This is a genomic window from Rhodopila sp. (genome assembly GCF_965276935.1).
Taxonomy (GTDB): Bacteria; Pseudomonadota; Alphaproteobacteria; order Acetobacterales; family Acetobacteraceae; genus Rhodopila.
Window position 1 is genome coordinate 52,072 of record NZ_CBDIBS010000002.1, and the last position, 25,230, is coordinate 77,301.

The following is a 25,230-nucleotide window of genomic DNA, read 5'->3' on the forward strand; positions in this document are numbered from 1 at the left end:
TGACCGCGGCGCAATTGTCGATGTTGTTCGATCATGCATAATGATGCCCCTCCTGCTGATGCACACCTGGCAGCAGGTCTGCTTGTAAATCGATGCCAGCCCGCAAGAGCCGTATGGCTTCCAGGGTGTCCAGCCGGTCTGGGATCAGGTATCGCCCGCTTGGCTCCAGCCTGCCCCGGATCACGCCGGCGCGCAGCTTTTTGCGCAACCACTTCTCAGGGACGGGCAGCCGTGCCGCGGCCTGCGCCACCGTCAGCCAGCCCGGCACGGGCGGCCATCGGGTGCAGCGCCAGGCAGCCTTGACCCCGTGGCGGAGGCGGATCGCCTGGACCGTGCTCGGCAATATCCTCAAGTTGAGCCGGGTAGAGCGGTGCCCTTCCGCGGTCAGTATTTGCACGATCTCCGGATCCCTCACCCCGGCCCGGGCTAGTTCCAGCACCCGTGCCTCCATCTCGGAGCCGCGCGGCAGAGCGGCCAGCTCGTTCACCGGCAGGGCAACCTGCATCTCGCTGACCTCGCCGCCGCGCCAGACGACCCGCACGGCGGCCGCATCCCGCGCCGTCCGGCGCAGCACCACCTTGTCGATCAGGCAGCGCAGCAATGCCTTGCGGTGTTCGCGGCTGACGCCAGGGTCGGCCCACAATGCCGACAGGCCCTGGCCGACCGCCAGCGCCTGGACGCGCAGCTGCGGCTCCAGCGTCGCCGGCGCCCCGGCCCGGGTTGGCGCCATGTACTGGGCCAGGGCCGCCTGAGCGCGGCGCAACTCGACCAGCGCCGCCTCCCAGCGCCGCTCCAGCTCGGCCGCAACCAGCCGGTTGTCAGGGTCCACGCGGTTGAACTGCCGCTCGGCAAGGCTGGCCTGGTAGCGCAGCCGCTCGACCTGCTGCTCCTCCGCGCGCCGCAGGGCCGTGTCGGCCTGGCATTCCACCCGGCGCGCCTCGCTCCAGGCGTCCATCTCCGCCGGCGTCACCGCGTCCAGGAATGCGCTGGCGACGCATGCGTCAATCGCCGCCGACCGCAGGACTTGGCATTCCTCCATGACGTGGCCGTGCTGCACCTGGAGGTGATTGCACACGTACTGGCTGCCGCCCTTGTAGCGCACCGTCATCTTGTGGCCGCACTCGCCGCACCAAGTGATGCCGTGTAACAGAGCCGCGCCATCCCGCGGGATGCCGCGGGTCTTCAGGTGCACATACTCGGCCCGGTTGTCGCGCAGCATCGCCTGGACCTTCTCGAACGTGTCCCATCCCACATAGGCGGGATAGCGGTCCCGCACCACGAACCGCCATCCCTCGTCGGGCCGGCGCGCTTGCTTGCGGCTGCCGCCGGGCGTCACCTCGCGCATGCACGTCCGACCATAAACAAAGGCGCCGGCATAAGCCGGGTTCTGCAGCATGCACGTGACCGCCGGGATTGTCGGCGCTTTCCAATAAACCTCGCCGTGGCGCGTGTTGCGCGGCAATCCCAAGCCACGCTCATAGAGGGCGCGGGTGACGCGCACAGCAGAACGCAGCTTCAGGAAGCTGTCGAACACCAGGGCAACCCGCTCCTGCACTTCTTGGTTCGGGTCCTTGGTGACCACGCCCGAGGGGTCGCGCAGCAACCCCGCGGGCAGTTGCAGGGCCAGGTCGCCCCGCTGCGCCTTGTTGACCAAGCCGGCCGTGAGCCGGCCGCGGATGGTGTGCAGCTCCACCTCCGAGATCATGCCCTTGAGGCCAAGCAGCAATCGCCCGTCGGGCAGGGCCGGGTCGTAGATGCCGTCGCGGTCGCCGATCAGGCAATGCCGGTGGCCGCACACGTCGAGCAGCGGATACCAATCCGAGCAGTTGCGGGCCAGGCGCGTGACCTCGATGGACAGGATCAGCCCGACCTCCCCGAGCGTGACGCGCGCGACGAGATCCTTGAAGCCCTGCCGGCCGGCAGCGTTGGAGCCGCTCAGACCCAGGTCGGAATCGATCACCTCGATGTCCGCCTCCCGCCAGCCCAGGTCACGGGCGCGCTGGCGCAGCGCGTATTGCAGCCGCGTGCTCTCCTGATTGGTCAGCACTTGATGCTGCGTAGACTGCCGCACGTAGATCACCGCACGCCGGTCCAGGTGGTTCGGCTTGACGAGGTCCGAAGCCATGGCTCACCTCCCGCAGCACGGCGCCGAGGTCCGACGCGACCTGCCGGCGAATGGCTGCGGGCAAGCGGGGCCAGACGTCGCGGGGCTCGACAAGCATGCTGCCTCACGTTCACCGGCAACCAGGATCAGTGCCGCAAGCGCGTCGGGCGTGAGCTTGGTCGGCCTGGCCCGCCGCAGCGGCACAGATCCCAGGCTGGTCACCGACAGCGGCAGCTGCATCATGATGCCAGGCCGGTATTCTACACGAGCAAAGCCGCCGGATTGCAACGACCGTGTGACCGCCACTAACCGGAACCGGCGGCCGAACAGCGGATGGGTGGGATCAACCACCTCAACTTGCTCCCTATCAGGACAGGTGTCCTTAGACACAGGGGTATCCCTGCGTCCTGTCGCTGGAAGGGATTGACTGGCGGATGCCGCGGCGTGTGCAGCGCCCAGAGTTGGCGGGCTGAGTGGATGCTCACGCCGGATTCATTGGCATCGATGCGCTACGGTGATCCAGCCTTCGGGTGTGTTCACCGTCCCCACCGATCTGCCCGACGACCCGGCGACGTTGCAGCTGATCCTGCGCGCGGCGCTGGCCGAGATCGAGCGGCTGCAACTGCTAATCGCCGGCCTGCAACGCAATCGGTTTGGCCGCCGGTCCGAGCAGTTGGACGACGAGACATTGCAGCATGGACTGGAAGACCTGGAGCAATCCCTGGCCGAGCAGGCAGCCGGGTTGGAAGCGGCGATACCGCCGCCAGCGGTGGCGGCGTCGGATGCCGAACCAGTGGCGCGTCCGATAAAGCCGCCGCAGCGCAACCGCGGCGCGTTGCCGGCACATCTGCCGCGGGTTGAGGTCGTTATCGATGTCGAAGACAAGGCGTGTCCCTGCTGCGGCGGCACGCTGCATCCGATCGGTGAGGATCGGGCGGAGATGCTGGATTACGTTCCTGCCCAATTGCGGGTGCGGGTGATCCGCCGTCCGCGCTATGGCTGCCGGGCCTGCGAGCAAGCCGTCGTGCAGGCGCCCGCCCCGGAGCGGCCGATCGATGGTGGCATGGCCACCGAGGCGCTGCTGGCGCATGTGCTGGTCAACAAATATGCCGATCATCTGCCGCTGTATCGCCAGTCGCAGATCTTCGCCCGTCAGGGTGTGACGCTGGATCGTTCGACGTTATGCAACTGGGTGGGCCGGGCCTGCTGGTGGCTGGCCCCGCTGCACGAACTGATGCTGAGCACGGTACTGTCGTCGCCCAAAGTGTTTGCCGATGATACCACTTTGCCGGTGCTCGACCCCGGCCGGGGACGCACCAAGACCGGACGGTTATGGTGCTATGCCGTCGACAATCGCTCCTGGCAGGGGCCGGGCCATTCCGCCGCGGCTTACGTCTACAGCGAAGACCGCAAGGCGGATCATCCGGCGGTGCATCTAAAGGGATTCCGCGGTCTGCTCCAGGTCGATGGCTATGCCGGGTTCGGCCGTCTAGTCGCCGCGACCGCGGACGGCGCAACCCAACTGGCTTTCTGTTGGGCTCACACCATCCGAACACAGTCCAACTTTGGCAGGCGATGCATTCCCTGGCGTATGCCCTTGCAGAGGGATGACATGCTGGATCTCCAAGCTACCGTCATGAACGATGATGCGCTCGATCACCAATTGCAGGATAGCTTGGCGTTCGGTGATGCTGGCGGTCTGCAGCCTGGAGCCGACGCGGTGCGTGAAAGCTGTCAAGCTGGCCAGTATCTCCTGAGCCTGAAGCTTTTGCGCACGCAGACGAAGGCGTTGCTCATGTTGTTGCTCTGCCCGCTGACGCTGCTCGGCAAGGGCTTTGCGCTGGCCGGACAGCTCGTCCAGACTGATAACTTCGGCCTGGTAAGCGTCGAGCAGTCGCTGGTCCGCACGGTTTAGCCGCTCGATACGTGCACGCAGTTGGCTGGCGCTGCTGTCTTCTCCATCGCCGGCAGCCTGAGTCACGAAGCGCTCGAACTGAGCCAGCACCTGACTGGGGTCTTCGAGCAGGCCAACCACATGGTTCCAGATCGCCTGCTCCAACCCGTTCGCCTCGATGCGCGCTTGCGGACATTTTGCTTCACGACCCGTTGTCAGCGGGTCCGTTCCCGCACAGCGGTAGTAGCGCCGACCAGGCCGACCGCCCTGTGCAGGGAAGTAACAGCCGTGAATACCCAATCCGCATCGACCGCATTTGAGCAGACAACGCAGGAGGTAGTCGTGCTTCTTGTTGCGACGAAATGACAAGGTCGCGTTGCGTGTCAGCGCAGCCTTCACGCAATCCCACACCTGCTGTTCCACCAGCGGTGGGGCGGGAATAGCGATCCATTGTTCCGATGGCCGGGGACGCCGGCAGGTGCGCTCCGTGCTGCGGCGTGACCGCCGTCGCGGTTTTTTGGGAACAACATAGTCGAAGCGATTGGCATAGGCGGTTCCGATATAGACGGGATCAGTCAGAATGTGGTGCACGACGGAAGATGACCACTGCCTACGGCCTGATCGGGTGACCCATGGGCCGTCATTCAGGCGCTTGATACACTGTCGGATGGTGAGCCCCTCATCGGCCACCCAAGCGTAAAGTTGGCGGATCATGGATGCCTCTGCATCGTCAACGACGAGACGGGCTGGCACGGCGCCACAACGGGTCTTGTATCGATAGCCATATGGAACCTTGGCGCTGATGATGTTGCCGTCACGCGCCTTCTGCAGTTTGCCGCGCCTAAATCGCTCGGCCAGCACGGCACGCTCGTATTCTGCAATCGCACCCTGGATCTGCAGCAGCAACTGGTCATTGGGGTCATCCGAGATTGGATGATGCAGAAATACGACCTCGCAGTCGGCCCGACGAAACTCCTCCATCAGCAGCACCTGATAGGCATATTTCCGCGCCAGACGGTCCGGGTTGAACACGACCACCACGTCCACAACGCTGTCGCGGATCGCATCCCTCAGCGCATCCAAAGCGGGCCGATCCAAACGTGAGCCGCTGAAGCCTTCGTCGCGAAAAACATGGGCATCAGCCAGAACGTGACCTTGAGCACTTACCCAGCCTCGTAAGGCTGAGAGTTGGCTGTCGATGGTCTGCTGTCGTTCTTGGCGTTCGGTCGAGACGCGGGCATAGATCGCGGCGCGCATGTGTCATCTCCTGAGTTTGGGGACAATATCGGGCTTGCCACGCTCGACTGGGCATGCGGAGCAAGCTTTGGCTGATCACACGGAGTGTCAGCGATAAGACGGCGATAAACCTGGTCGAGCCGTTCAGCACCGTCGCGGGTGCGCACCGTGACGGAGCGGATTGCCCAGGTCGGCGCCACCATGGAGCGCGAACCAGAAGGCATCGGGGGATCCTCCATTGGAACCACCCCAACAACCCCTGAGTGTCGATCTCAGCCGGCCGGCCGCACCTTCCGTTGCCGGTATGACATGAGAGCGGCAGAGAAGGAGAGCGAGACAGCAAAACGCAGACCATCGATTGTGTTCGGATGGTCCACACACGGCGCAAGTTCTTCGATGTGCATAAAGCGACGCAGTCGCCGCTGGCGGCCGAGGCGCTCCAGCGCATCGCGGCGTTGTATCAGATTGAGGCGGCGGTTCGCGGGCGTCTGCCGGAGGTTCGCTTCGCGACACGCCAGGTGAAGAGTGCGCCGTTGTTTGCCGATCTCAAAGCCTGGCTGGAGAAAACCCAGGCGCGGATCTCCGGCAAAAGCGATCTGGCCGGGGCGATCCGCTATACGCTGGCACGCTGGGAGGCGCTGACACTGGTGCTGCGCGATGGCCGCACCTGCATCGACAACAACGCCGCCGAGCGGTCGATGCGGCCGATGTGTCTGGGTAGAAAGAACTGGCTGTTCGCCGGTTCGGATTCCGGCGGCGAGCGGGCGGCGGCAGCATACTCGCTGATCGAAACTGCAAAGCTGAATGGCTTTGATCCAGAGGACTATCTGCGCCAGGTGCTGGCACGGATCGCCGACCATCCGGTCAAGCGGGTTGATGAACTGCTGCCTTGGAATATGACCAGCGTCCGAACCCGGCTGGATCAACGCGACGCCGCTTGAGCAAGTGAGGCCGCGTGCCTGACCGGACGCTTACGGCTGCGGCGAGTTCAGCCAAGGTGCGCTCCTTGATCAGGTCGCGCTCAAACTCGGACAGAGTGGCAAAGATGCCGAACACCAAGCGATCCGTGGAGCCGGTCGTGTCGATCCCGCCAGTCAGCACCTTCCTGCATCAAACGGTGGTTTTCCGCATTCAGCCATAGCAGCAATCGCCGCTCGTGTGGCTAGCCGACGTTCAGGTCTTGTGGACGGATGGTCGGCGAGAGGTGATGCAGCGTGTCAAAGGCGCGCCTCAGGTGCGCATCCAGGCCTGGCCCCGGGTCGTCAAACCAGGCTTTCGCGGCGTAGCCGAGGGCGGCCATCCCGACCTGAGCAGCGAGGGCCGCGAGGCCATCGTCGAAGCCTCGGCGGCTTAACGCGGCTGACAGAGCGCCAATCAACTTCGCCGTCTTCGTCAGTACCCGCTCCTGCAGCGCCGGTGTACGGGCAATGATCGCCTGCCGAGGCTCGGTGAAGGGACGATTGCGCTCAAGCATCGGCTCGACTGAGCGGAACGCGCAGAGCAAGGCGTCCATGGGCGCCAGCCCCTCGGGCGCCCTGGCAACCGCGTCGGTCAAGGCGTCGCGAAATGCCTCTTCTCCGTCAAACAATGCCTCCCGCTTGTCGGGGAAGTGCCGGAAGAAGGTGCGCTCCGTGACGCCGGCCCTGGCGGCAATCTCAGCCGTCGTCGTCGCGTCGTAGCCACGCTCGTGGAACAGCTCCAAGGTTGCCTGCTGAAGGCGGCGGCGCGCGTCTTCTCCGCTGCGTGGCATGGACCGTCCATATACGTATTGTCAGGCGCTGTCTCTACGCTTATATGTCAGCTACTGACATAACGGGAGATCAACCGCTGATGAAGACGCTCCGTTTCCATGAGTATGGCGAACCGGCGGATGTGCTGCGCCTGGAGGACGTCGCTGTGCCGAACCCCCGCGCCGGGCAAATATGCGTGCGGGTGCACGCGTGCGGGCTCAATCCTGCCGATTGGTATCTGTGCCGGGGGCTGTTCGCCGGCGACCTCCCACGTGGCGTCGGCCTGGATGTGTCCGGAACGGTGGAGGCGGTCGGCGAGGGCGTGACGGACGTCCGGATCGGACAACGCGTGTTGGGCGTGCCCGATTTCAGGGGGTTTCCGAGCGCCGGCGCGTCGGACCAGGCGGTCCTGGCGGTTTGGACGCCGGTTCCGCCGGGCCTTGATCTTGTCGACGCGGCCGCGCTGCCAATGGCGGTCGAGACCGCCTGTCGAAGCCTCGACATCCTGGCGGTGGCGGCCGGGCACACACTTTTTGTGTACGGCGCGGGAACGATGATCGGCTTTGCCGTCGTGCAGATGGCGCTCATGCGCGGAACGCGGGTGATCGCAGCCGCGGGCAACACGTTCGCCGAACGGCTCCGCGCGCTTGGCGCCGAGGTCACGTCCTATGCGGACGACATGGTCGAGCGGGTGCTTGAGATCAGCGTGGGCGCGCCGGACCTGATCCTGGACGCCGGCCCGATCAGCGGCGTGCTGCCTGACCTCGTCAGGATCGCCGGCGGCGATGGGCGCCGCGTGCTCACGGTCAGCAACCACGGTCCCGTCGCCGAAAAGCTTGGGGTGCGCAACAGCTTTGAAGGCGAGCTGCGCTACAACGTGCTTACAGACTTCGCGAAGCTCGCGGCCGAGGGGCGGTTTATCGTGCCGGTCGCGCGCACGTTTCTCCTTGCGGCGTGGCGCAAGGCGCTCGACCTCAGCCTGAGCGGGCACGCTCACGGCAAACTTGTCCTGCTCCCCGCGGGCGCAACCGCCAGAGATTGAGGTCGCTCCGACGGGAGTTGCGGGTTGCCTGCCTCAGCGTGGGTCTTACCAATCGCGCCACGGTCGTCGCACGGAGGTCTGCTCAGGGTCGGCCATTCTCCTGTTCTATCCTGTTCCGTTGCCGGCCAGGGCGCAGGTAGAACGGGGGCCTTCACTAGAGCCTGTTATGGACCTGCGGCGGAGTAATCACCAAGTTTGCAGGCATGAGCACCGTCCGCAAGCCCTACCCGTCTGATGTAACTGATGAAGAATGGGTTTTGGTTGCGCCGTACCTGACCTTGCTGGCGGAGGATGCCGGACAACGGGCCCATCCGCTACGGGAAGTGTTCAACGGCCTGCGATACATCATCAAGACCGGCGCGCAATGGCGCTGGATGCCAAATGACCTGCCGCCCTGGGCAGCGGTCTACCAGCAGGCGCAGCGGTGGTTGGCAGCGGGCTGTTTCGAGGCGCTGGTTGACGATTTGCGGGCGGTGCTCCGCCACGCCTTGGGCCGCTCAGCAGAGCCAAGCGCCGTCATTCTCGACAGCCGTACCCTGCGGTCCTCGCCGGAAAGCGGGCAGCGTGCGGGCTATGACGGTGCCAAGCGCAAAAAGGGCTCGAAGCTGCATCTGGCGGTCGATACGCTGGGCAGTCTGCTGGCACTGCACGTCACTGCGGCTGATGTCGACGAGCGGGTTGAGGTCGGCCGACTGACCCGGACGGTGCAGGCCGTGAGTGACAACAACGTCGAGGTTGCGTTCGCCGATCAGGGCTACAATGGTCCCAACGCCGCCGCGGCCGCCGAAGCCAACGGTATCGAACTGGTTGTGGTCAAGTTGCCGGAAGCCAAAAAGGGTTTTGTCTTGCTACCGCGTCGCTGGGTGGTCGAGCGGTCGTTCGCTTGGATGACCCGCTTTCGGCGCCTGGTCAGGGATTATGAACGATATGCCAGTACTCTGGCAGGATTTCACCTCATTGCATTTGTATGCCTCATGCTCAAACGCGTCGCTTCACTGGCGGTAGGTTCATAACAGCCTCTAGAGGCAATCGGGTGAAGTAGATCGAAGACACGGGATGGCGCATCTGCCGTTGTGTCATCACCGGGCTTGGCCCGGTGACCCACGACTTTTGGCTTGGTTTGGCACCGCAAGTCGTGGGTAGCGGGGCCAAGTCCCGGCCACGACACAAGGCAATGGAGCGCGGCCAGAACGCCGGTCGGATGCCCATGGCGCAGAATGCTTCGCGTCACCCGGTTCAACCGACTACCCTGGGGGCTTCACGTGACGGGTATCACCCGTCTGATTGCACCATCAGCTTCGGTTTCCGGCCGTGCAACCCGGCACCAGCCGATCTCGTTTCATGAACAAGCGTCCGACATTTTGGCGTTCCGGTGCGGCCACCGCCCTATCGCCGCTGTCCTTCACCACTGTCCTTCGGGGGGATCATTGGATGGTCATGGATCAATCAGAGGCAGCAGGGTCGTCACCGGCGCTTGCATCACAGCCGTTCGGCCAGACCTCCGACGCACGCGCCGCAACGCTTTACACGCTCGAGAATGCGCGGCTGCGCGTGTGCATCACCGACTTTGGCGGCCGCATGGTTCGCATTGAAGCTCCGGATCGCCACGATCATCGGGGCGACGTGCTGCTCGGCTTTGACAACGTTCTCGCCTATGTCGCCAACGGCGGCGCTTTTGGCGCGTTGCTGGGCCGCTGTGCCAACCGGATCGCCGGCGCCAGTGTCACCATCGATGGCCAGACCTATCAGCTTTCGAAGAACAACGGTGACGCCACCCTGCACGGCGGTGCGGTCGGGTTCGACAAGGTGTTCTGGACCGTGGCGACGGCTGAGGCCGAACCGGTGCCGCGCCTGGTCCTGACACATGTCAGTGCTGACGGCGATCAGGGATTCCCCGGCGAGGTGTCGATCCAGGCGACCTATCAGCTTGATGAGGATGCACTGTCGCTTTCGTTCCAGGCGCGCACGTCCAAGTCGACCGTGATCAACCTCAGCGCGCATCCCTACTTCAATCTTGCTGGCACCGCCGGTGGCGACGTGCTGGACCATGAAGTCAGCATTGCCGCCGACACGTTCCTGCCGACCGACGCCGCGCAGATCCCGACCGGCGATCTTCTTCCCGTCGCCGGCACGCCCTTCGACTTCCGGCAGCCAAGCTTGCTCGGTGCTCGGATAAGGCAGGCTGATCCGCACTTGTTCCACGGCCTGGGTTACGACCATTGCTTTGTAGTCGGAACGGATGCACCGACCACGCCTCGGTTCGCGGTCCGGGTGCGCGACCCAGCGAGTGGACGCGTGCTGGAGGTCTACACCGACCAGCCCGGCCTGCAGCTCTATACGGGAAACAAGCTGACCGGCGCGTTCGCCGGACATGGCGGCATCATCTACCGCCAATCCGCGGGCTTTGCCCTGGAAGCGCAAGGTTTTCCCGATGCGCCGCACCATCCGAACTTTCCGTCCACGATCCTGCGTCCTGGCGAGACCTACCGCAGGGTCATCCGGTATCGTTTCCCCGCGGAATAAGCCAAATGATGTCTCCGCGGCTAAGGTTCGCGTGCCTGCGCGCTGCCGGCCCGCACGGTTGCTCTGAACTTCGTTGCAGAGGGCAGTTTACTGCCGCGACCGTGCCAGGACCAGCGGATCAACCTCGAGGGCTTCGGATGAGATGGGTGAGCGCACCATTGTCTGAAGGATGATGGCACCGAGCATGGTAATGCCCGCACCGATCGCCAGCGCCGTGACAAAGGAGCCGGTGATGTCCACGACCATGCCGGTCACCAGCGGCGATACGGTGCCGCCGAGATAGCCGCCGAAGTTCTGGATGCTGGCAACCGAGGTGCAGTAGGATTGCGGGGCGACGGCTGTAATCAGTGTCCACTTGCCGGCAATGCCGAGCGACAGGAAGAACATCGCGGCGGAGATGAAGATCACTGCCTGGGTGGCGTTGCCGGCGGTGGTGGCGAGCACGGTGAACACGCCGGATGCCAGCAGGCCGACGATCGCGGGCAGACGGCGACTGGCCACCAGCTCCATTCCACTTTTCGCCAGCCGATCGGTGATCCAGCCGCCGGCCCAGGCGCCCAGCACCGAGAACACCAGCGGAATCATCGCCAGGAACCCGGTGCGGCCGATGCTGATATGCTGCTGCATCTCCAGATATGCCGGCAACCAGGTCTGGTACATCCACACCGCATACCCGCTGCACGCCGCGCCCAGCATCAGCCCCCACATGGAGCGGAAGCGGAACAGGCGGCTCCAGTTGCGCAGTTCGACCGGCGCCTCGGCCGCCCGGTTGGCGGCGAGGTAGGCTTCGTCGCGGGGTTCCAGCGCGGTTTTCGCCGGATCGCGGTAGAGCTTGAACCACGCCAGCGCGCCCAGCAGGCCGGCACAGCCCATGACGATGAACATCGTCCGCCAGCCAAAGCCCAGCATCAGCGCGGTGAGCAGCGGCGGTGCAATGGCCGGGCCGATGCTGCCGCCGGAGTTGTAGACGCCGGTCGGCTTGCCTCGGTCCTTGATGTGAAACCAGTCGCTGGTGATACGAACCGCGCCGGGAAACGCTGGGCTTTCCGTGGCGCCGAGGGTGATGCGCGCCCACATGAGTTGCGTGTAGCTTCCTGCCAGTCCGCCGGCCGCCTGCGCGGCGGACCAGGCAATCAGTGCGAACCCGATTAGGTAACGCGGGCCCAGGCGGTCCAGCAGAAAGCCGATCGGGACCTGGCAGAAGGCATAGGTGATCGACCAAAAGGATTGCAGCGCGCCGATGGCGGTGGCGTTCAGACCGAACTCCTGCCGGATCGTGACGTTGCCGATGGCGAGGGTGGATCGGTCGATGTAGTTCAGCGCAATGGCGCCGGTCGCCAGCCCGACCGCGACCCACTGCATCCGCCGCATTCCGGATGATATCGCCGTTATGGTCATGCGTTTTCCCGCTTATTCGTCCCCAAGCGTGATCCCGACACGGTTCAGGCTCCCTGGCAAGGGTGCCCAGACGGCGGACATTGGCGGGTCAGGCGGCGGCGTGTTGACCAGTAACCGTGGAGCTGAACTGGGGCCATGGGTCACCAGGCCAACCGGAGGCTTGCGGCCTTTCCTGATCAGCCGGGTCACCCGTACCCGCTTGGAACTTAGACCCGAGCCAGCGTCCGAGCGCGTGCGACGCCATTGAGCGGGCTGAGCCGCTCCAGCAATGTGGACACGACGTCGGCGGGCACCGGACGACTGAACAGGTAGCCCTGTCCCTCCGTACACGCCTCCTTGCGCAGGCAGGCGAGTTGCGCCTCGGTCTCTATACCCTCGGCGGCGATCGTCATGCCCAGTGCGGTCGCGAGTTGGGTGATGGCACGGACGATGGCAGCCGCCTCGGGGTTATCGGCCAGGTCGCGGACGAACGACCGATCGATCTTGAGCTTGTCGAACGGAAAGCTGCGCAGGTAGCTGAGCGAGGAATAGCCGGTTCCGAAGTCGTCCAGGGCAATGCGGGAGCCGAGCCGGCGCAGTTGGTGCAGTGTTGCAAGCGTTGCATCCGAGTCGCGCAGCAGCACCGACTCCGTCACCTCCAGCTCCAGCCGTTGCGCTGGCAGGCCCGCGTCGGTCAGCGCATCGTTCACCGCTTCGGCCAGGCGGGAACTCCGGAACTGGATCGCCGAGACGTTCACCGCGACCTTGATCCCGTCCGGCCAGGACGCCGCATCAGCACAGGCTCGCCGTAGCACCCACTCGCCGATCGGAACGATCAGGCCGGTCTCCTCGGCGAGCGGAATGAACTCGCCAGGCGACACCAGACCACGCTGCGGATGGCGCCAGCGCAGCAGCGCCTCGAAGCTGCTGACCCGGTCGGAGGCGAGGTTTACCAGCGGCTGGTAGAACAGCTCCAGCTCGTTGTTCGGCAGGGCTTGGCGCAGCTCCCATTCCAGCCGGTGCCGCTGCTGAAGGCGCGCATCCATCTCCTGCTCGAACCAGCGATGAAGGCCTTTCCCATCCGACTTGGCCCGGTACAGCGCCATGTCGGCATTCTTGAGCAGCTTGTCCCAGTTGCTGCCGTCCCCCGGCGCCACCGCGATGCCGACGCTGGCGCCCACGATGACCTGCTGGCCGTCGATGTCATAGGGCCGGCTAAGGGTGGCCACGACGCGACCGGCCAACTCGCCGGCGTCTTCGGGTGCCGTGATGCCGACTTGCACGATGGCGAATTCGTCGCCGCCCAGGCGGGCCACGGTGTCGGTCTCGCGCACGCAGAACCCCAGGCGGTCCGCCACCGCCTGCAGCAGCTTGTCGCCGACCGGATGCCCCAACGTGTCGTTCACCGTCTTGAAGTTGTCCAGATCGAGACACAGCAGGGCGAAGACCGTTCCGCGTCCGAGTTGGGCAATAGCCTGGTCGAGCCGCTCGCGCAGCAGCACGCGATTGGGCAGCCCCGTCAACGCGTCATGATGCGCCAGGAAGACGATCCTTGCCTCTGATTGGCGGCGCTCGGTGATGTCGTCGAACGTCGCGACCCAGCCGCCATCTTGCAACGGCTGGTGCGACACCGCGACCACCCGGCCATTGCCAAATGTCTGAACCACGGTGCTTTTCCGCGCTTGCGTCACCATGGCGAGATAGCTTGCCTGTACCTCTGAAACCGCCCGCTTCCCATGATTGCCGCCCTTGACGCTGAGGTCCAACAGGTGCCGCATGGTCACGCCGGGCTGTAGGGATGAGGCTGGCAGTTGCCAGATTTCCGCCAGCCGCCGGTTGCTGACCTGCAGGCGGTGTTCGGCGTCAAACAGCGCCAGACCCTGCGACATGTTCGCCAGCGCCGCATCGAACCGCAGATTGGTCTCGCGCAGCTCCGCCTCGCGCTGCTTGAGGGCGGTGATGTCACTGGTGATGGCGACGAAGCCGCCGTCCTGCGTCGCGCTGCGGCTGACGCGCACCCAGCGTCCGTCGCCAAGCCGTATCTCCGGCACATCGGGGGCATCGGCCTCGAACACGGCCGGGGCGCCGATTGCGACGGCGAACGCGGCGAAGTCGGCGCCGGACTGGAGTAGCGTGGTTTCGCCGGGGTGAAAGCGGCTCATCTGGGAGTTGACGAGGACGAGCCGTCCGGCGCTGTCCACCAGCACGATGCCTTCCCGCGACCCCTCAAGAGCGTCGACAAGGCGGGTCTGCGCGGAGCGGCGCTCCTCCACCTCGCATTCCACCATCGCCTGCACCCGGGCTCGCATTGCCTCTGTCGCCACCAGCAGTTGTCCCAGCTCGTCCTTGCCGACGCTGAGCACGGTGCGATCCGATGTACCTGTGGCGATGCTGGCCATCGCCGTGGCCAGGCGCCGGGTGGATCGGGTGATGCTCAGCACGAGCCCGATCGTGATCGAAAGGCCGAACAGCCCGACAGCGATCGTCGCCCAGGTGACGGTTGTCCGCAGCTCCGCCTGAGCCCGCAGGATCGCGGTTCGGCGCTGCTGGCGTTCGGCGGCGATGGCCAGCGATGCCTGTGCGGTTGTGGCGGCCAGGCGATCCGAGGCTTCCGCCAGACCCGCAAGCCGCTGCTCTCGGGATCGCAGGGCGACGCCCAGGTTGTCCGTCGCCGCCTTGAACAGATCGAGTGCCGCCGACGTTGCAGCCGCGACGCGTTGGATTCGCGGCGGGCTGCTTGGGACGTTGAGCCACCCGTCGAGGAAGGTTCCAGCCCTGGTTGCCTCGGTGGTGGCGATCGCTGCCTGTGAAGCCTCGTCCAGCACGGTGAAGTATGCCGCCGCGCGCAACGCCCGCGAGATTGCCGAGAGCATTGAGCTGGCCGGTTCGGCGAGGCTTCGGTCGCCGACCCGGGCCGCCGTCTCGGCAAGGGTGGTCGCGCTGTTGTTAAGCACGGCCGCGGCATCGCTCAGGCGGGCCGCCGCCGCTCGGCGTTGCTCGATGGCCTCGGCGACGGACAAGAACATGGCACGCACCTGCACACCCAGGGCGAGTCTGCCTTGCGGCAGGCTGACCGGGCGGCTCTCGTCCGCCAACGCCGCCGCACGCTCAAGGCGGCTCGTCGTCGCCTCCAGCGCGTCGCGCTCCGCGGTTCCGCCGGACAGCAGATAGTTGGCCACGCCCAGGCGCGCTTCCAGCAAGATCGTCCGCACGGCACCGCTCTGCTGGGCGAAGCGTTGACTTGTGGCGTCGGCGGACAGGGCTGCTTCCAGCTCTCCACTTGCCCGCAGGACCGCAAGCGAGAGCGCAACGACGGTGGCCAGCATCAGAAGGAAGCTGACGAGGATGCGCGTCCTGATCGAGCGGACCGAAAACATGACGGTCTACAGCCTGCTTTGCCTGACGAAGTCTGTCCCGCTCACGTCCGCATGCCCCTGATCCGAGCGACCCGGTCCGGGCCAAAACGTTGGCCGGCTGCCTGCAACGCCGGCGCGCTCGCGGCGGCAAGAGCGGCGCGGTCGACGTCTTCGACGATCGTCATGCCGCCAGCGCGAAGCTGCTCGACCCCGTCACGCTCACCGCGTGAGGCGGTTTCGCGCGAGAACGCCGCGCCGATCGAGGCGCACGACTTCAGCGCCGTACGCTGCGCGTCGTCGAGATCCTCCAGCAGGTCGGAGGAAGCCAGAAAGAACGCGGCGCTGTAGGCATGTCCGGTCAGACTGAGGCAACGCTGAACTTTGTCCAGGTGCGCGGCGGCGATTGTTGCCACCGGGTTTTCTTGTGCATCAAAACGGCCGGTACGCAGTGCCTCGAACAACTGCGGGAAGGGCAACGTCTCGGGCATGGCGCCAAGAACACGGAAACCTTCGACCATGACCTCGGATTGCGGCACCCGAATGTGCAACCCGTGCAGATCGGCGGGCGCCCGCACGGGTTTGTTGGCGGTGACATGACGGGTGCCGTTTTCGCCCCAGGCAAGCACTTGCAGATTAGCGGCCAAAAGCAGGTCCGCGTACTCCTGACCGATCGGACCATCCAGCGTACTGCGGGCATGGGCCGCGTCGCGGAACAGAAAGGGTGTATCGAGAAGCCCGAGCGCCGGAACCAGGCCGGCGACGACGTTCGAGACGGCGAACACGAGGTCGAGCGCCCCGGCGGCGCAGGCCTTGACCATTTCGACTTCACCGCCGAGCTCGCCATTCGCGTGCACCTCGACCTGCACGGCATTGTCGAGCACCGGGGTTGCGGCGACGGCGTCCGCGAAGGCGCGGCAGGCCTGCCCCGGCGCGGCCGCGAGGGGCGTGACGACGCCGATCCGCATGACGCGACGAAATGCCGCCGCCCTTGCCGTTGCCGTAACGAGCAGCGGCATCCCGAGTGTCATGGTCGTGCTTGAGATCAGGCGACGCCGGCTGAGCATGATCACGGAACAGATCCTTAACGGTAAAATTAAGGACATGATCACGGTGATAGTTTAAGATTTGGCTAATGTCCCAGCGACGATGGTAGGCATTGGTCAGACCTTGCGCGCGGTGATCTCAGAAGCTCAACGGCGCCTCCAGCACCGGGGTCCAGCGGGTCTTGTTCACCACCGACAGGAACGACTGGCTGGAGGCATGGTGGTTGGTGGCACTCAGGCTCAACGGCGGCCCGTCGAAGATGTCCCGCCAGTCCTTCATGCTTTCCATCGCCGCCAGAAAGCTGTCCAGGGTCAGGTCGCGGCCGGCCTTGCGCAGCACGTCCAGGACGAACATCGCCTGGGTATAGCCGGCCTCGCCGAGGTAGTTGGGATCTATGCCGTTAGCGGCACGGAATGCCTTGCAGAATGCGCGCACCGCCGGCCGCGGATCGTCGCCATAGCGATACAGCGCCGGCGACATCGAATAGAACCCGTCCGCCGGTTCGCCCGGCGCCTCCGCCACCGCATTGGCATAGCTGGCGAACTGGCCGACGAACTCGACGTTCCAGCCCATCTTGCGCGCCGTCTGCATGATGATGATGGTGTCCTTGACGATGGTGCCCATGCTGATCAGGTCGCACCCGGCGTCGTGCATCCGGGTGACCGCGGCATTGAAATCCGTGTCTGTCGGACGGTGCGCCGTCACGGCGGCGAGCTTCAGGCCCATCGCCGCGGTCTGCGCCACCGCGCCGGCATAGACGTCCTTGCCGAAATCGGTGTCCTGATACATCGCGCCGATGGTCTTCTTGCCGCGGGTTTCGACGAAGAACTTCACCGCTGCGCGCATCTGGTCGTAGTAGCTGGCGAACTGGCCGAACTTGTAGCGGTTGAACGGCTCGTACATCGACCGCGCGCAGGTCAGCGGAAAGACGTTCGGCACCTGCTTCTCGATCATGCTGGGCAGCACCGCATCCATGTGCGGCGTGCCGCCGCTGCCGATCGCGAAGAAGATATTGTCGCGGTTGAGCAGCTTGTTCATTGCCTGCACCGCCTTGGGGACCAGGTACTCGTCGTCCTCGACAATCAAGTGGATCTTGCGGCCGGCAATACCGCCCTGCGCGTTGGCGGCGTCGAACGCCATGCGGATCGCCTTGGCCGCGTTGCTGCCCTGCACGGCGGTGACGCCGGACAGGTCGGTCATCATGCCGATGGTGATCTCGGTATCCGTCACCCCGCGGGTCGCGGCGGTGGCGGAGCCAGGCAGTGCGGGTGTGAACAGGATGCTGGCCGCGCCGGCCAGCATGGAGCGGCGCGCGAAGGCACGTGTCGTTTGCATTGATTAAGCCTCCCTGGCGCGGCCGGATCATGTCCGGTCGCGGTGTCTTTGCGACTTATGGCGGGCACGTCTGGGATCACCGGCCTTATGACCGCTGCCTTCGACGGCCCGCCATCACGCTAGAACGAAATGGCCGGCGTGGGGAGCGAATTCGTGCGCCATCTTCGCGTCCCCGGCGCCATGCGCCATCTTCACGCACACGGTGCCATGCGGCGTCTTCACGCGGTGCCGCCGCGACGCCATGTTGCTAGCGTGCTTCGCCTGACCCGCCTCACGCTGACCGAGTTTCGCAACTACGCCGCGCTGACCTGGCGCCCGACGGCGCGGATCAGCGTGCTGCACGGCCCGAACGGCAGCGGCAAGACCAACCTGCTGGAGGCGGTGTCGCTGCTGGTGCCCGGCCGCGGCCTGCGCGGCGCGCGCAATGCCGATCTGCCGCGCCAGGGCGTCCCGGCGCACAGCGTCCGTGCCTGGGGCGTGGCGGGTCGGTTCCAGACCGCTGAGGGCGACACCGATATCGGCACCGGTTCGGCGCCTGATGGCGCGTCCGACCGGGGCGCGTCCGACCGGCGGGTGTTCCGGATGAATGGCGCCACGCCGCGCAGCCAGGCGGAGATCGTCGGCCGGATTGCCGCCGTCTGGCTGACGCCGCGCATGGACCGGCTGTTCCTGGACGGGCTGTCCGGCCGCCGCCGCTTCCTGGACCGGCTGGTCTGGGCGCTGGAGCCGAACCACGCGCGGGAGATGGCGGCGCATGACACCGCGATGGGCAACCGCAACCGCCTGCTGTGCGAGGGCCGCCACGACCGCGCCTGGCTGGCTGGGCTGGAGGACGCCATGGCCCGCCATGCGGTGGCCGCCTCCGCCGCACGCCTGAGCCTGGTGAACCGGCTCAATGCCCAGCCCGCCGGCCGCTTCCCGGCGGCGCGCATGACGCTGGCCTGCCCGATTGCCGAAAGACTGGCGCATGAACCGGCCCTGGCGGTGGAGGACTGGCTGCGCGCCGGCCTGGAAGCCAGCCGCGCACGGGATGCGGCCGCCGGCACGACGGCGCTGGGCGCGCACCGGACGGATATGCTGCTGACCGACCTGGCCACCGGGACCGCGGCGGCACTGGCCAGCACCGGTCAGCAAAAGGCGCTGCTGATCGGTGTCGTGCTGTCACATGCCGCCCTGATCGCCGCCACGCGGGGCTTCTGGCCGCTGCTGCTGCTGGACGAACCCGCGGTGCATCTGGACAACGACCGGCGGGATAAGCTGTTCGAGGTGCTGGCGGAACTGCCGGCGCAGACGTTCCTTACCGGCACCGACGGTGACACCTTCCTGCCGCTGGCCGAACACGCTGAGGCGTTTGCGGCCGGCGACGGCGGATTGCGGCAGGATCGGCGTTTTCTTATGCAACAGGAAGCGAGTTCCCCTGTCGCCGGACCGCTGTAGGCGCTATATGTCTATAGTACGCGATCAACAGCTTGGAGTCGTCCCTCGGCATGTCCGACAACGCCGCGCCGCCCTCTGATTCCGACCCTGAAACATACGATGCCGCATCGATTTCCGTCCTCAAGGGACTGGACGCCGTGCGCCGCCGTCCGGGCATGTATATCGGCGATACCGATGACGGCTCGGGCCTGCATCATATGGCGTTCGAGATCATCGACAATGCGGTGGACGAGGTGCAGGCCGGCTTCGCCTCGCACGTCGAGCTAACCTTGAACGGCGACGGCAGCGTCACCGTGCGCGATGACGGGCGGGGCATCCCGACCGACATCCATCAGGAAGAAGGCATCTCCGCGACCGAGGTCGTGCTGACCCGCCTGCACGCCGGCGGCAAGTTCAACCAGAACTCCTACAAGGTGTCCGGCGGGCTGCATGGCGTTGGCGCCGCGGTGGTGAACGCGCTGTCGGAATGGATGGAGGTGCGCATCTGGCGCCAGGGCCAGGAGCATCGCATCCGCTTCCAGCATGGCGAGGCCGATGCGCCGCTGGCGATCGTCGGGCCGGCCGATCGCGGCAGCGGCACCGAGGTCACCTTCAAGGCCAGCCCGGGAACCTTTACCAAGACCGAGTACGACTTTGCCTTGCTGGAACGGCGGCTGCGGGAACTCGCGTTCCTCAATTCCGGCATGACCATCGTGCTGCGTGATGAGCGGCACGCGCCGGCGGTGGAAACCGTGCTGCGCTATGATGGCGGCCTGGTGGCCTTTGTCGAGTGGCTTGACCGGTCCAAGACGGCGGTGTTCACGCCGCCGATCAGCCTGCGCGTGTCCGACGACGCGCAAGGCATAAGGGCGGAGTTCGCACTGTCCTGGAACGACAGCTTCCACGAGACGATGCTGTGCTTCACCAACAACATTCCGCAACGGGACGGCGGCACGCACCTGGCCGGCTTCCGCCAGGCGCTGACCCGGGTGGTGACGAAGTACGCCGAGGGCATGGGCAAGAAGGACACCCTGGCCCTGGTCGGTGACGACATGCGCGAAGGCATGACCGCCGTGCTGTCGGTCAAGGTGCCGGACCCGAAGTTCTCGTCGCAGACCAAGGACAAGCTGGTCAGTTCGGAAGTCCAGCCGGTGGTGCAGGCGGCGGTGGCGGATGCCGTGTCGCACTGGTTCGAGACCCACCCGAAGGAAGCCCGGGGCATCATCCAGAAGGTGATGGATGCCGCCGCGGCGCGGGAGGCCGCCCGCAAGGCGCGGGAACTGACGCGGCGCAAGGGCGTGCTGGATGTGTCCACCCTGCCCGGCAAGCTGGCCGACTGCCAGGAACGCGACCCGGCCAAGTGCGAGATCTTCATCGTCGAGGGCGACAGCGCCGGTGGCTCCGCCAAGCAGGGACGCGACCGCAAGTTCCAGGCAATCCTGCCGCTGAAAGGCAAGATCCTGAACGTCGAGCGCGCCCGCTTCGACCGCATGTTGGGCAGCCAGGAAATCGGCACGCTGATCACCGCGCTGGGCACCGGCATCGGTCCCGGCGCGGTCGATGTCGGCGGTTTCGACGCCGGCAAGCTGCGCTACCACCGCATCGTCATCATGACGGACGCCGACGTGGACGGCTCCCACATCCGCACCCTGCTGCTGACCTTCTTCTTTCGCCAGATGCGCGAACTGATCGAGCGCGGGCATCTGTACATCGCCCAGCCGCCGCTGTACCGCGCCAAGCGAGGCAACGACGAACGTTACTTGAAAGACGACAACGCGCTGGAATCGTTCCTGCTGGACAAGGCCCTGGCGGACGCCCGCCTGACCTACGCTAACGGCGACGTACACGAAAAGGACGTCCTGCGGCGGGAGGTGAACCTGCTGCGGGAGGCATCGTTGTGCCTGAAGCGGCTGTCCTCGGTAATCCCGGTTGCGCTGCTGGAACAGGCGGCGATCGCCGGCGTGCTGACCTCGGACGCGGAACGGGCCACCGCGGCGGCACCGGAATTCGCCCGGCGGCTGAACACGGTGTCGCTGCCGACTGAACAAGGATGGGTGGTGGCGGCGGATAACGGGCTGTCGCTGTCACGCACGGTACGCGGCGTGGCGGAACGCTATTTTCTTGATCCGGCGGCCCTGCGCAGTGCCGATGCACGATGGCTGGCGGAGCGGGCGTCGGCACTGGCCCAGCGGTTCAGCACGCCAGCCAGGCTGAAGCTGGATGGGCAGGAGCCGTCGGTGGCGGGTCCGGCCACGGCGTATGACCGGATCATCGCGCATGGGCGGCGCGGCCTGTCGGTGCAGCGCTTCAAGGGCCTGGGCGAGATGAACCCGGATCAGCTTTGGCAGACGACACTGGACCCATCAATTCGGACGTTGTTGCAGGTGAAGGTGGGCGATTCCGAGGATGCGGCGCAGGTGTTCAGCACGCTGATGGGCGATGTGGTGGAGCCGCGGCGGGACTTCATCGTGGGGAATGCGCTGAAGGTGGCGAACTTGGACGTTTAGCCCGCCCACAATGCGTGATGGCTGATGGAGCGAAATCCACATCCGCGGGCCGCCCGATGCTCCATCATCCTTTCGTGCCATGAGCCATCAATTACGCCGAGCGTTAGCCCTCGGCTGAGCCGGGAACGGCCTGCTCCGCAGCTTGAAAGCCCGTCTTGGAGTGCGTGCCGTCACAAAACGGCTTCTTGGTGGAGGCCCCACAGCGACAGAGGGCCATCGTATCCTTCGCCGGATAAGCGTTCCCATCCGCGTCGGTCAGCTCAACCATGCCTTTGACAAGATAAGGGCCGTTCTTGCGGATCGTGATAGAGACATCGGCCATTCAGGTGCTCCTTGCAATGGAACGAGATTTAAACCGCAACCTGACAATGTGCCAGATGGTTTGGCTCCAGGTCGTCAGGTTGACCGTAGTATAGGACGCCACGACCCAACCGTCCAATGGCGTTCGCACGAAGGGCGTGTCATCATTATCCGAATTCGGAACGATACGAAAAGGCGTCGGCGACTTCAAGACTGCTGGCCAGTGGCGCGCGGCATCGACTTCGCTCGTCATTCGCTGAGCAGGCCAGTCATCTCTTCACCAGCCACGGTCGCCAGCCTTCTTGTCTTCATGAGACGCGACCGCCGACAAGATGCTCCACGCAGCCGAACACCGCCGCCACTTCGCCCCGTGACGAAGGCCTGAGACCGCTGCTAGCCTGAGCATCCCGGATGACGCTGTAAGGACAAATGCCATGGCCGATATCGAACTCGCCGCCGACGATGCCGCCGAAATGCCCTACCAGCGCTTCGGCATTCCGAAGCTGGGCTTCGAGAACTACTGGTACCCGATCCTCACCACGCGCGACGTCAGGCGCAAGCCACGCTCGGTGCGCCTGCTCGGCAATGACATCGTGCTGTTCCGCGACGCCGGAAAGCTGTTCGCGCTCGACGACCGCTGTCCGCACCGCGGCGTGAAACTGTCAGGCGGGCGCTGCGCCTACGCGGGCAGCGGGACGATCAGTTGCCCCTACCATGGATGGACATTCGACGGCGCCAGCGGACAACTGGTCGCGGCGCTGATGGAAGGGCCTGACTCACCGATCAACCGGAAAGTGACCATCCGCAGCTATCCCGTGCGCGAATACGCCGGATTGATATGGCTCTGGCCCGGCAGCATGGCGCCATCGGTGCTGGAGGAAGACGTCCCGGAGTATATCGGCCAACAGGATCGTTTCTTCTCGATCTCGATGTTCACCGACTATAAGTGCAACTGGCGCGCGTTGGTGGACAACTGGCCGCAGGATCACCATGCGCAGTACGTCCACCGCACCTCGCCCGAGTTAATGTTGCAGCCGGTACTGCCGTTCGCCCTCGCGCTCGATCCGTTTCCGCTCGACGGCAACAAGGGCATTGCGATCCGGCGATCCGGCGGCATGACCCGCGCCGACTATCCCGGCCTTGGCGGGTTCCCCAACAACGAGTGGTGGCGTGTCATGAAGCCCAGCGGACGCGGCAACGTGCGCGGCTTTGAGACGTCCAAGGCCCACAAGGTCTACGGCATTCGCAACCAGTCGGAAGTCTGGTTGCCCGGGCTGGTGGTCGTTGGCCGGCTGAGCGGTGAGTATGCGCTGGTGCAGTGGGCGGTGCCGATCGACGAAAACACGACGCGCTGCTTCAACATCAACAACTGGCGCCGGCTTGGACGCTGGCGGGAGATCTACGATCGCGCGAACTACTATCTCTGGCGTGGCTGGATGCACGATCGGATCTTCTCCGACCAGGACAAGACGATGGTCGAGGCGCTCGTGCCGGGTCCGGAACGTCTATCCAAGACGGATGTCGGCGTGATCGCCTGGCGCAAGTTCGCCGGCGCGCACGCAAGACGTCCGCCCATCGCCGATCCGTCCAATATCAATCCGGTCGCGGCCGACCAGCCGGTCCGGCGGCACGCCTGATCGACCATGCGAACGTCGATACGGTGCGTTCAGGCAGCCTGCATGGCGACACCCTGAGAGCACCATGCACGGGCTGCCGCACCGCGAGATGCGGGAGAGACGCCGGATGCGCCGGTCATTACGGTTCCATTAGGTGGTTAGAATCGAAAACACGGACGTGCGACGAATTCGTCCATCATGCATCGCCGGTGCGCGTAGCTTGAAACTCGCCCGGACCGAACTGGGCCAGGTTGATCGGGCCTTGATGGTGATGGGTCATGCTGCCGAACGTCACGCTGCCCTGCATCCGTCCATCGGCCACGCACCCATCCAGGTGATACGCGATCATGGTGCCTTCGTGCCACATGCTGAACACCAGGCGGATGCCGTTGGCGTCAATGCTGCCCGTCACCGGGCCCTCGAACTGGTGGGAGCTTTGGCTGCCGGTGACGACACCATCCTGCTGCCGCAGGCGGATGCGATGCCGCCGCTTGCCCAGCAGGAACGATACGTCCACATCCCATATGCCGGAGACATCAAGATCAATAACCGACGGTGGGGATGTCATTGCGGCAGCCGGCGCCGCCAGCGCCGCCGCCAAGGCTTTGCCGACCTGATCGGCTTCCCCCGGCTGCAAGCCGAATGGGTCGATGCTGACGGAATTCTCCGTCGTCGCCATGTCATCCAGCATGATCCGCGGCTCGCCATCGAGCAGCCGCAGCCGGAGCGTCTCGCCGCTCAGCCCGACTTTCGCCACGTCCCAGACGACGCGCAGCCGCGGCACGCGCACCACGCCATGCGGGGCGATGACCTCTGCCCTCACGCCCGGCCGGTCCAGCCGCGCGGCGATGACGGCCAGATCGTTGTTCCAACTGCGGAGTTCCGCGGCCGGGTCACGCTGCTCGAACCACACCTCCAGCGCGGCGAGGACGCCGATCACGTCCTCCTTGGACACCTTCATGCCGCGGGCGAAGGCCTGGTGCGGCGAGGCGTTGCGCCAGGCCGCCTGGATCAGATCCTTCCGGCCGAGCAGCAGGCCGCTGGTCTGCGGGCCGCGCAGGAACTTTCCGCCGCTGTAGATCACCATGTCGGCGCCGCGTGACAGATAGGGATCGGGGCGTTCAATGTGTTCCGATGCTGCATCGACCAGAATGGGTATCCCATGCTGCCTGGCACGCGGAACGATGTCCTCCAGCCGCACCGCCGACGCCGCTTCGTGGGTGCCGAGTATGGCGATCATTGCGACCGGTTCGGTCAGCGCGGCATCGAGATCGGCGATGGTGTCAATCTCGATGATATGCGTGCCCACCATGCGGATCGCCTGATCATAGGCGAAGCGGTGGTTGCTTGGCATGATGACGCGGTTGGTCCAGCCCTCGGTGAACGGCAGGCGCAGCATCTTGACCGGATCGTTGCCGGCGACACAGGCCGCCGTGGCCAGGGTCAGCGCGGCGGCACTGCCGCAGGTCACGATGCCCCATGGCGCGCCGGTCAGCTCCGCGATGCGGCGGCTGGCACCTTCCATCAGTTCGTCCAGGCCGACGAACTGGCGCGACGCCTGAGCGACTGCGGCGCGCACCTCCGGCAGCATCAGGCTGCCGCTATGGGCGGTCCGGACCGAGGCGCAGTTGATGAACGGGCGCACACCAAGCGCCAGATAGGGGTTGGCGTTGCGGGTGGCCGGCGGCGCATCCATGGAAGCGTCATTCATGGCGATAACTCCTTCAGGGACCGCATCCAGCGGGCAACG

17 protein-coding genes and 1 pseudogene are annotated in these 25,230 nt (G+C 65.5%); 8 read left to right on the forward strand and 10 right to left on the reverse strand.

Translation table 11 applies throughout. The annotated features are described in order from the left end of the window. Positions 1 to 31 precede the first annotated feature (31 nt). Positions 32 to 2,125: a recombinase family protein gene (locus tag ACQY4S_RS03270; protein ID WP_428483772.1), complete on the reverse strand. Its 2,094-nt coding sequence runs from the start codon at positions 2,123 to 2,125 to the stop codon at positions 32 to 34. A gap of 511 nt (positions 2,126 to 2,636) precedes the next feature. Here ACQY4S_RS03270 and tnpC (ACQY4S_RS03275) point away from each other — a divergent pair. Then, positions 2,637 to 3,656 (forward strand): annotated as a pseudogene (gene tnpC, locus ACQY4S_RS03275) (IS66 family transposase); the annotation flags it as partial. On the opposite strand, the gene ACQY4S_RS03280 reads toward tnpC (ACQY4S_RS03275), so the two are convergent. Beyond that, positions 3,594 to 5,255, reverse strand: a complete 1,662-nt coding sequence (locus ACQY4S_RS03280; RefSeq protein ID WP_428483773.1) for a recombinase family protein — start codon at positions 5,253 to 5,255, stop codon at positions 3,594 to 3,596. The pseudogene tnpC (ACQY4S_RS03275) and the gene ACQY4S_RS03280 sit on opposite strands and share 63 nt — an antisense overlap. Positions 5,256 to 5,587: 332 nt before the next feature. Here ACQY4S_RS03280 and tnpC (ACQY4S_RS03285) point away from each other — a divergent pair, with 332 nt between their 5' ends. Continuing rightward, positions 5,588 to 6,175: an IS66 family transposase gene (gene tnpC, locus ACQY4S_RS03285; protein ID WP_428484627.1), complete on the forward strand. Its 588-nt coding sequence runs from the start codon at positions 5,588 to 5,590 to the stop codon at positions 6,173 to 6,175. Here tnpC (ACQY4S_RS03285) and ACQY4S_RS03290 read toward each other — a convergent pair. Then, the gene (locus ACQY4S_RS03290; protein ID WP_428483774.1) at positions 6,099 to 6,335 is read right to left on the reverse strand and encodes a recombinase family protein; all 237 of its coding nucleotides are present in this window, start codon (positions 6,333 to 6,335) and stop codon (positions 6,099 to 6,101) included. The genes tnpC (ACQY4S_RS03285) and ACQY4S_RS03290 overlap by 77 nt on opposite strands. A 61-nt stretch (positions 6,336 to 6,396) precedes the next feature. Further along, the gene (locus ACQY4S_RS03295; protein ID WP_428483775.1) at positions 6,397 to 6,984 is read right to left on the reverse strand and encodes a TetR/AcrR family transcriptional regulator; all 588 of its coding nucleotides are present in this window, start codon (positions 6,982 to 6,984) and stop codon (positions 6,397 to 6,399) included. A gap of 80 nt (positions 6,985 to 7,064) precedes the next feature. Here ACQY4S_RS03295 and ACQY4S_RS03300 point away from each other — a divergent pair, with 80 nt between their 5' ends. The 3 genes from ACQY4S_RS03300 (at position 7,065) to ACQY4S_RS03310 (ending at position 10,529) form a co-directional block, all read left to right on the forward strand. Next, positions 7,065 to 8,006 carry an NADP-dependent oxidoreductase gene (locus ACQY4S_RS03300; RefSeq protein ID WP_428483776.1) on the forward strand — a complete coding sequence of 314 codons (942 nt, stop codon included), beginning with the start codon at positions 7,065 to 7,067 and terminating at the stop codon, positions 8,004 to 8,006. 203 nt (positions 8,007 to 8,209) lie between these two features. After that, entirely contained in the window at positions 8,210 to 9,019 is an 810-nt protein-coding gene (locus tag ACQY4S_RS03305) for an IS5 family transposase (protein ID WP_428483489.1), read from the forward strand. A gap of 424 nt (positions 9,020 to 9,443) precedes the next feature. Beyond that, complete coding sequence (locus ACQY4S_RS03310) at positions 9,444 to 10,529, forward strand: aldose epimerase family protein (protein WP_428483777.1); 1,086 nt, start codon at positions 9,444 to 9,446, stop codon at positions 10,527 to 10,529. 87 nt (positions 10,530 to 10,616) lie between these two features. Here ACQY4S_RS03310 and ACQY4S_RS03315 read toward each other — a convergent pair whose 3' ends face one another. From ACQY4S_RS03315 to ACQY4S_RS03330, 4 genes are all read right to left on the reverse strand, one after another. Further along, positions 10,617 to 11,891 carry an MFS transporter gene (locus tag ACQY4S_RS03315; protein ID WP_428483778.1) on the reverse strand — a complete coding sequence of 425 codons (1,275 nt, stop codon included), beginning with the start codon at positions 11,889 to 11,891 and terminating at the stop codon, positions 10,617 to 10,619. A gap of 242 nt (positions 11,892 to 12,133) precedes the next feature. Then, complete coding sequence (locus ACQY4S_RS03320) at positions 12,134 to 15,283, reverse strand: EAL domain-containing protein (protein ID WP_428483779.1); 3,150 nt, start codon at positions 15,281 to 15,283, stop codon at positions 12,134 to 12,136. A gap of 41 nt (positions 15,284 to 15,324) precedes the next feature. Next, a complete protein-coding gene (locus ACQY4S_RS03325; RefSeq protein ID WP_428483780.1) occupies positions 15,325 to 16,227 on the reverse strand; it encodes a TRAP transporter substrate-binding protein in 903 nt (300 codons plus the stop codon). 217 nt (positions 16,228 to 16,444) lie between these two features. After that, positions 16,445 to 17,641: an ABC transporter substrate-binding protein gene (locus ACQY4S_RS03330; protein WP_428483781.1), complete on the reverse strand. Its 1,197-nt coding sequence runs from the start codon at positions 17,639 to 17,641 to the stop codon at positions 16,445 to 16,447. A gap of 207 nt (positions 17,642 to 17,848) precedes the next feature. On the opposite strand from ACQY4S_RS03330, the gene recF reads away from it, so the two are divergent. Both recF and gyrB read left to right on the forward strand, forming a co-directional pair. Beyond that, the gene (recF, locus tag ACQY4S_RS03335; protein ID WP_428483782.1) at positions 17,849 to 19,078 is read left to right on the forward strand and encodes a DNA replication/repair protein RecF; all 1,230 of its coding nucleotides are present in this window, start codon (positions 17,849 to 17,851) and stop codon (positions 19,076 to 19,078) included. 50 nt (positions 19,079 to 19,128) lie between these two features. Next, complete coding sequence (gyrB, locus tag ACQY4S_RS03340) at positions 19,129 to 21,564, forward strand: DNA topoisomerase (ATP-hydrolyzing) subunit B (RefSeq protein ID WP_428483783.1); 2,436 nt, start codon at positions 19,129 to 19,131, stop codon at positions 21,562 to 21,564. Between the two features lie 103 nt (positions 21,565 to 21,667). Here gyrB and ACQY4S_RS03345 read toward each other — a convergent pair whose 3' ends face one another. Further along, positions 21,668 to 21,886 carry a CDGSH iron-sulfur domain-containing protein gene (locus tag ACQY4S_RS03345; protein ID WP_428483784.1) on the reverse strand — a complete coding sequence of 73 codons (219 nt, stop codon included), beginning with the start codon at positions 21,884 to 21,886 and terminating at the stop codon, positions 21,668 to 21,670. 412 nt (positions 21,887 to 22,298) lie between these two features. On the opposite strand from ACQY4S_RS03345, the gene ACQY4S_RS03350 reads away from it, so the two are divergent. Then, a complete protein-coding gene (locus tag ACQY4S_RS03350) occupies positions 22,299 to 23,501 on the forward strand; it encodes a Rieske 2Fe-2S domain-containing protein (protein WP_428483785.1) in 1,203 nt (400 codons plus the stop codon). A 175-nt stretch (positions 23,502 to 23,676) separates the two neighbouring features. Here the strand turns inward: ACQY4S_RS03350 and ACQY4S_RS03355 are convergent, their stop codons facing one another. Beyond that, the gene (locus tag ACQY4S_RS03355; RefSeq protein ID WP_428483786.1) at positions 23,677 to 25,191 is read right to left on the reverse strand and encodes an aminotransferase class V-fold PLP-dependent enzyme; all 1,515 of its coding nucleotides are present in this window, start codon (positions 25,189 to 25,191) and stop codon (positions 23,677 to 23,679) included. Positions 25,192 to 25,230: the final 39 nt, after the last annotated feature.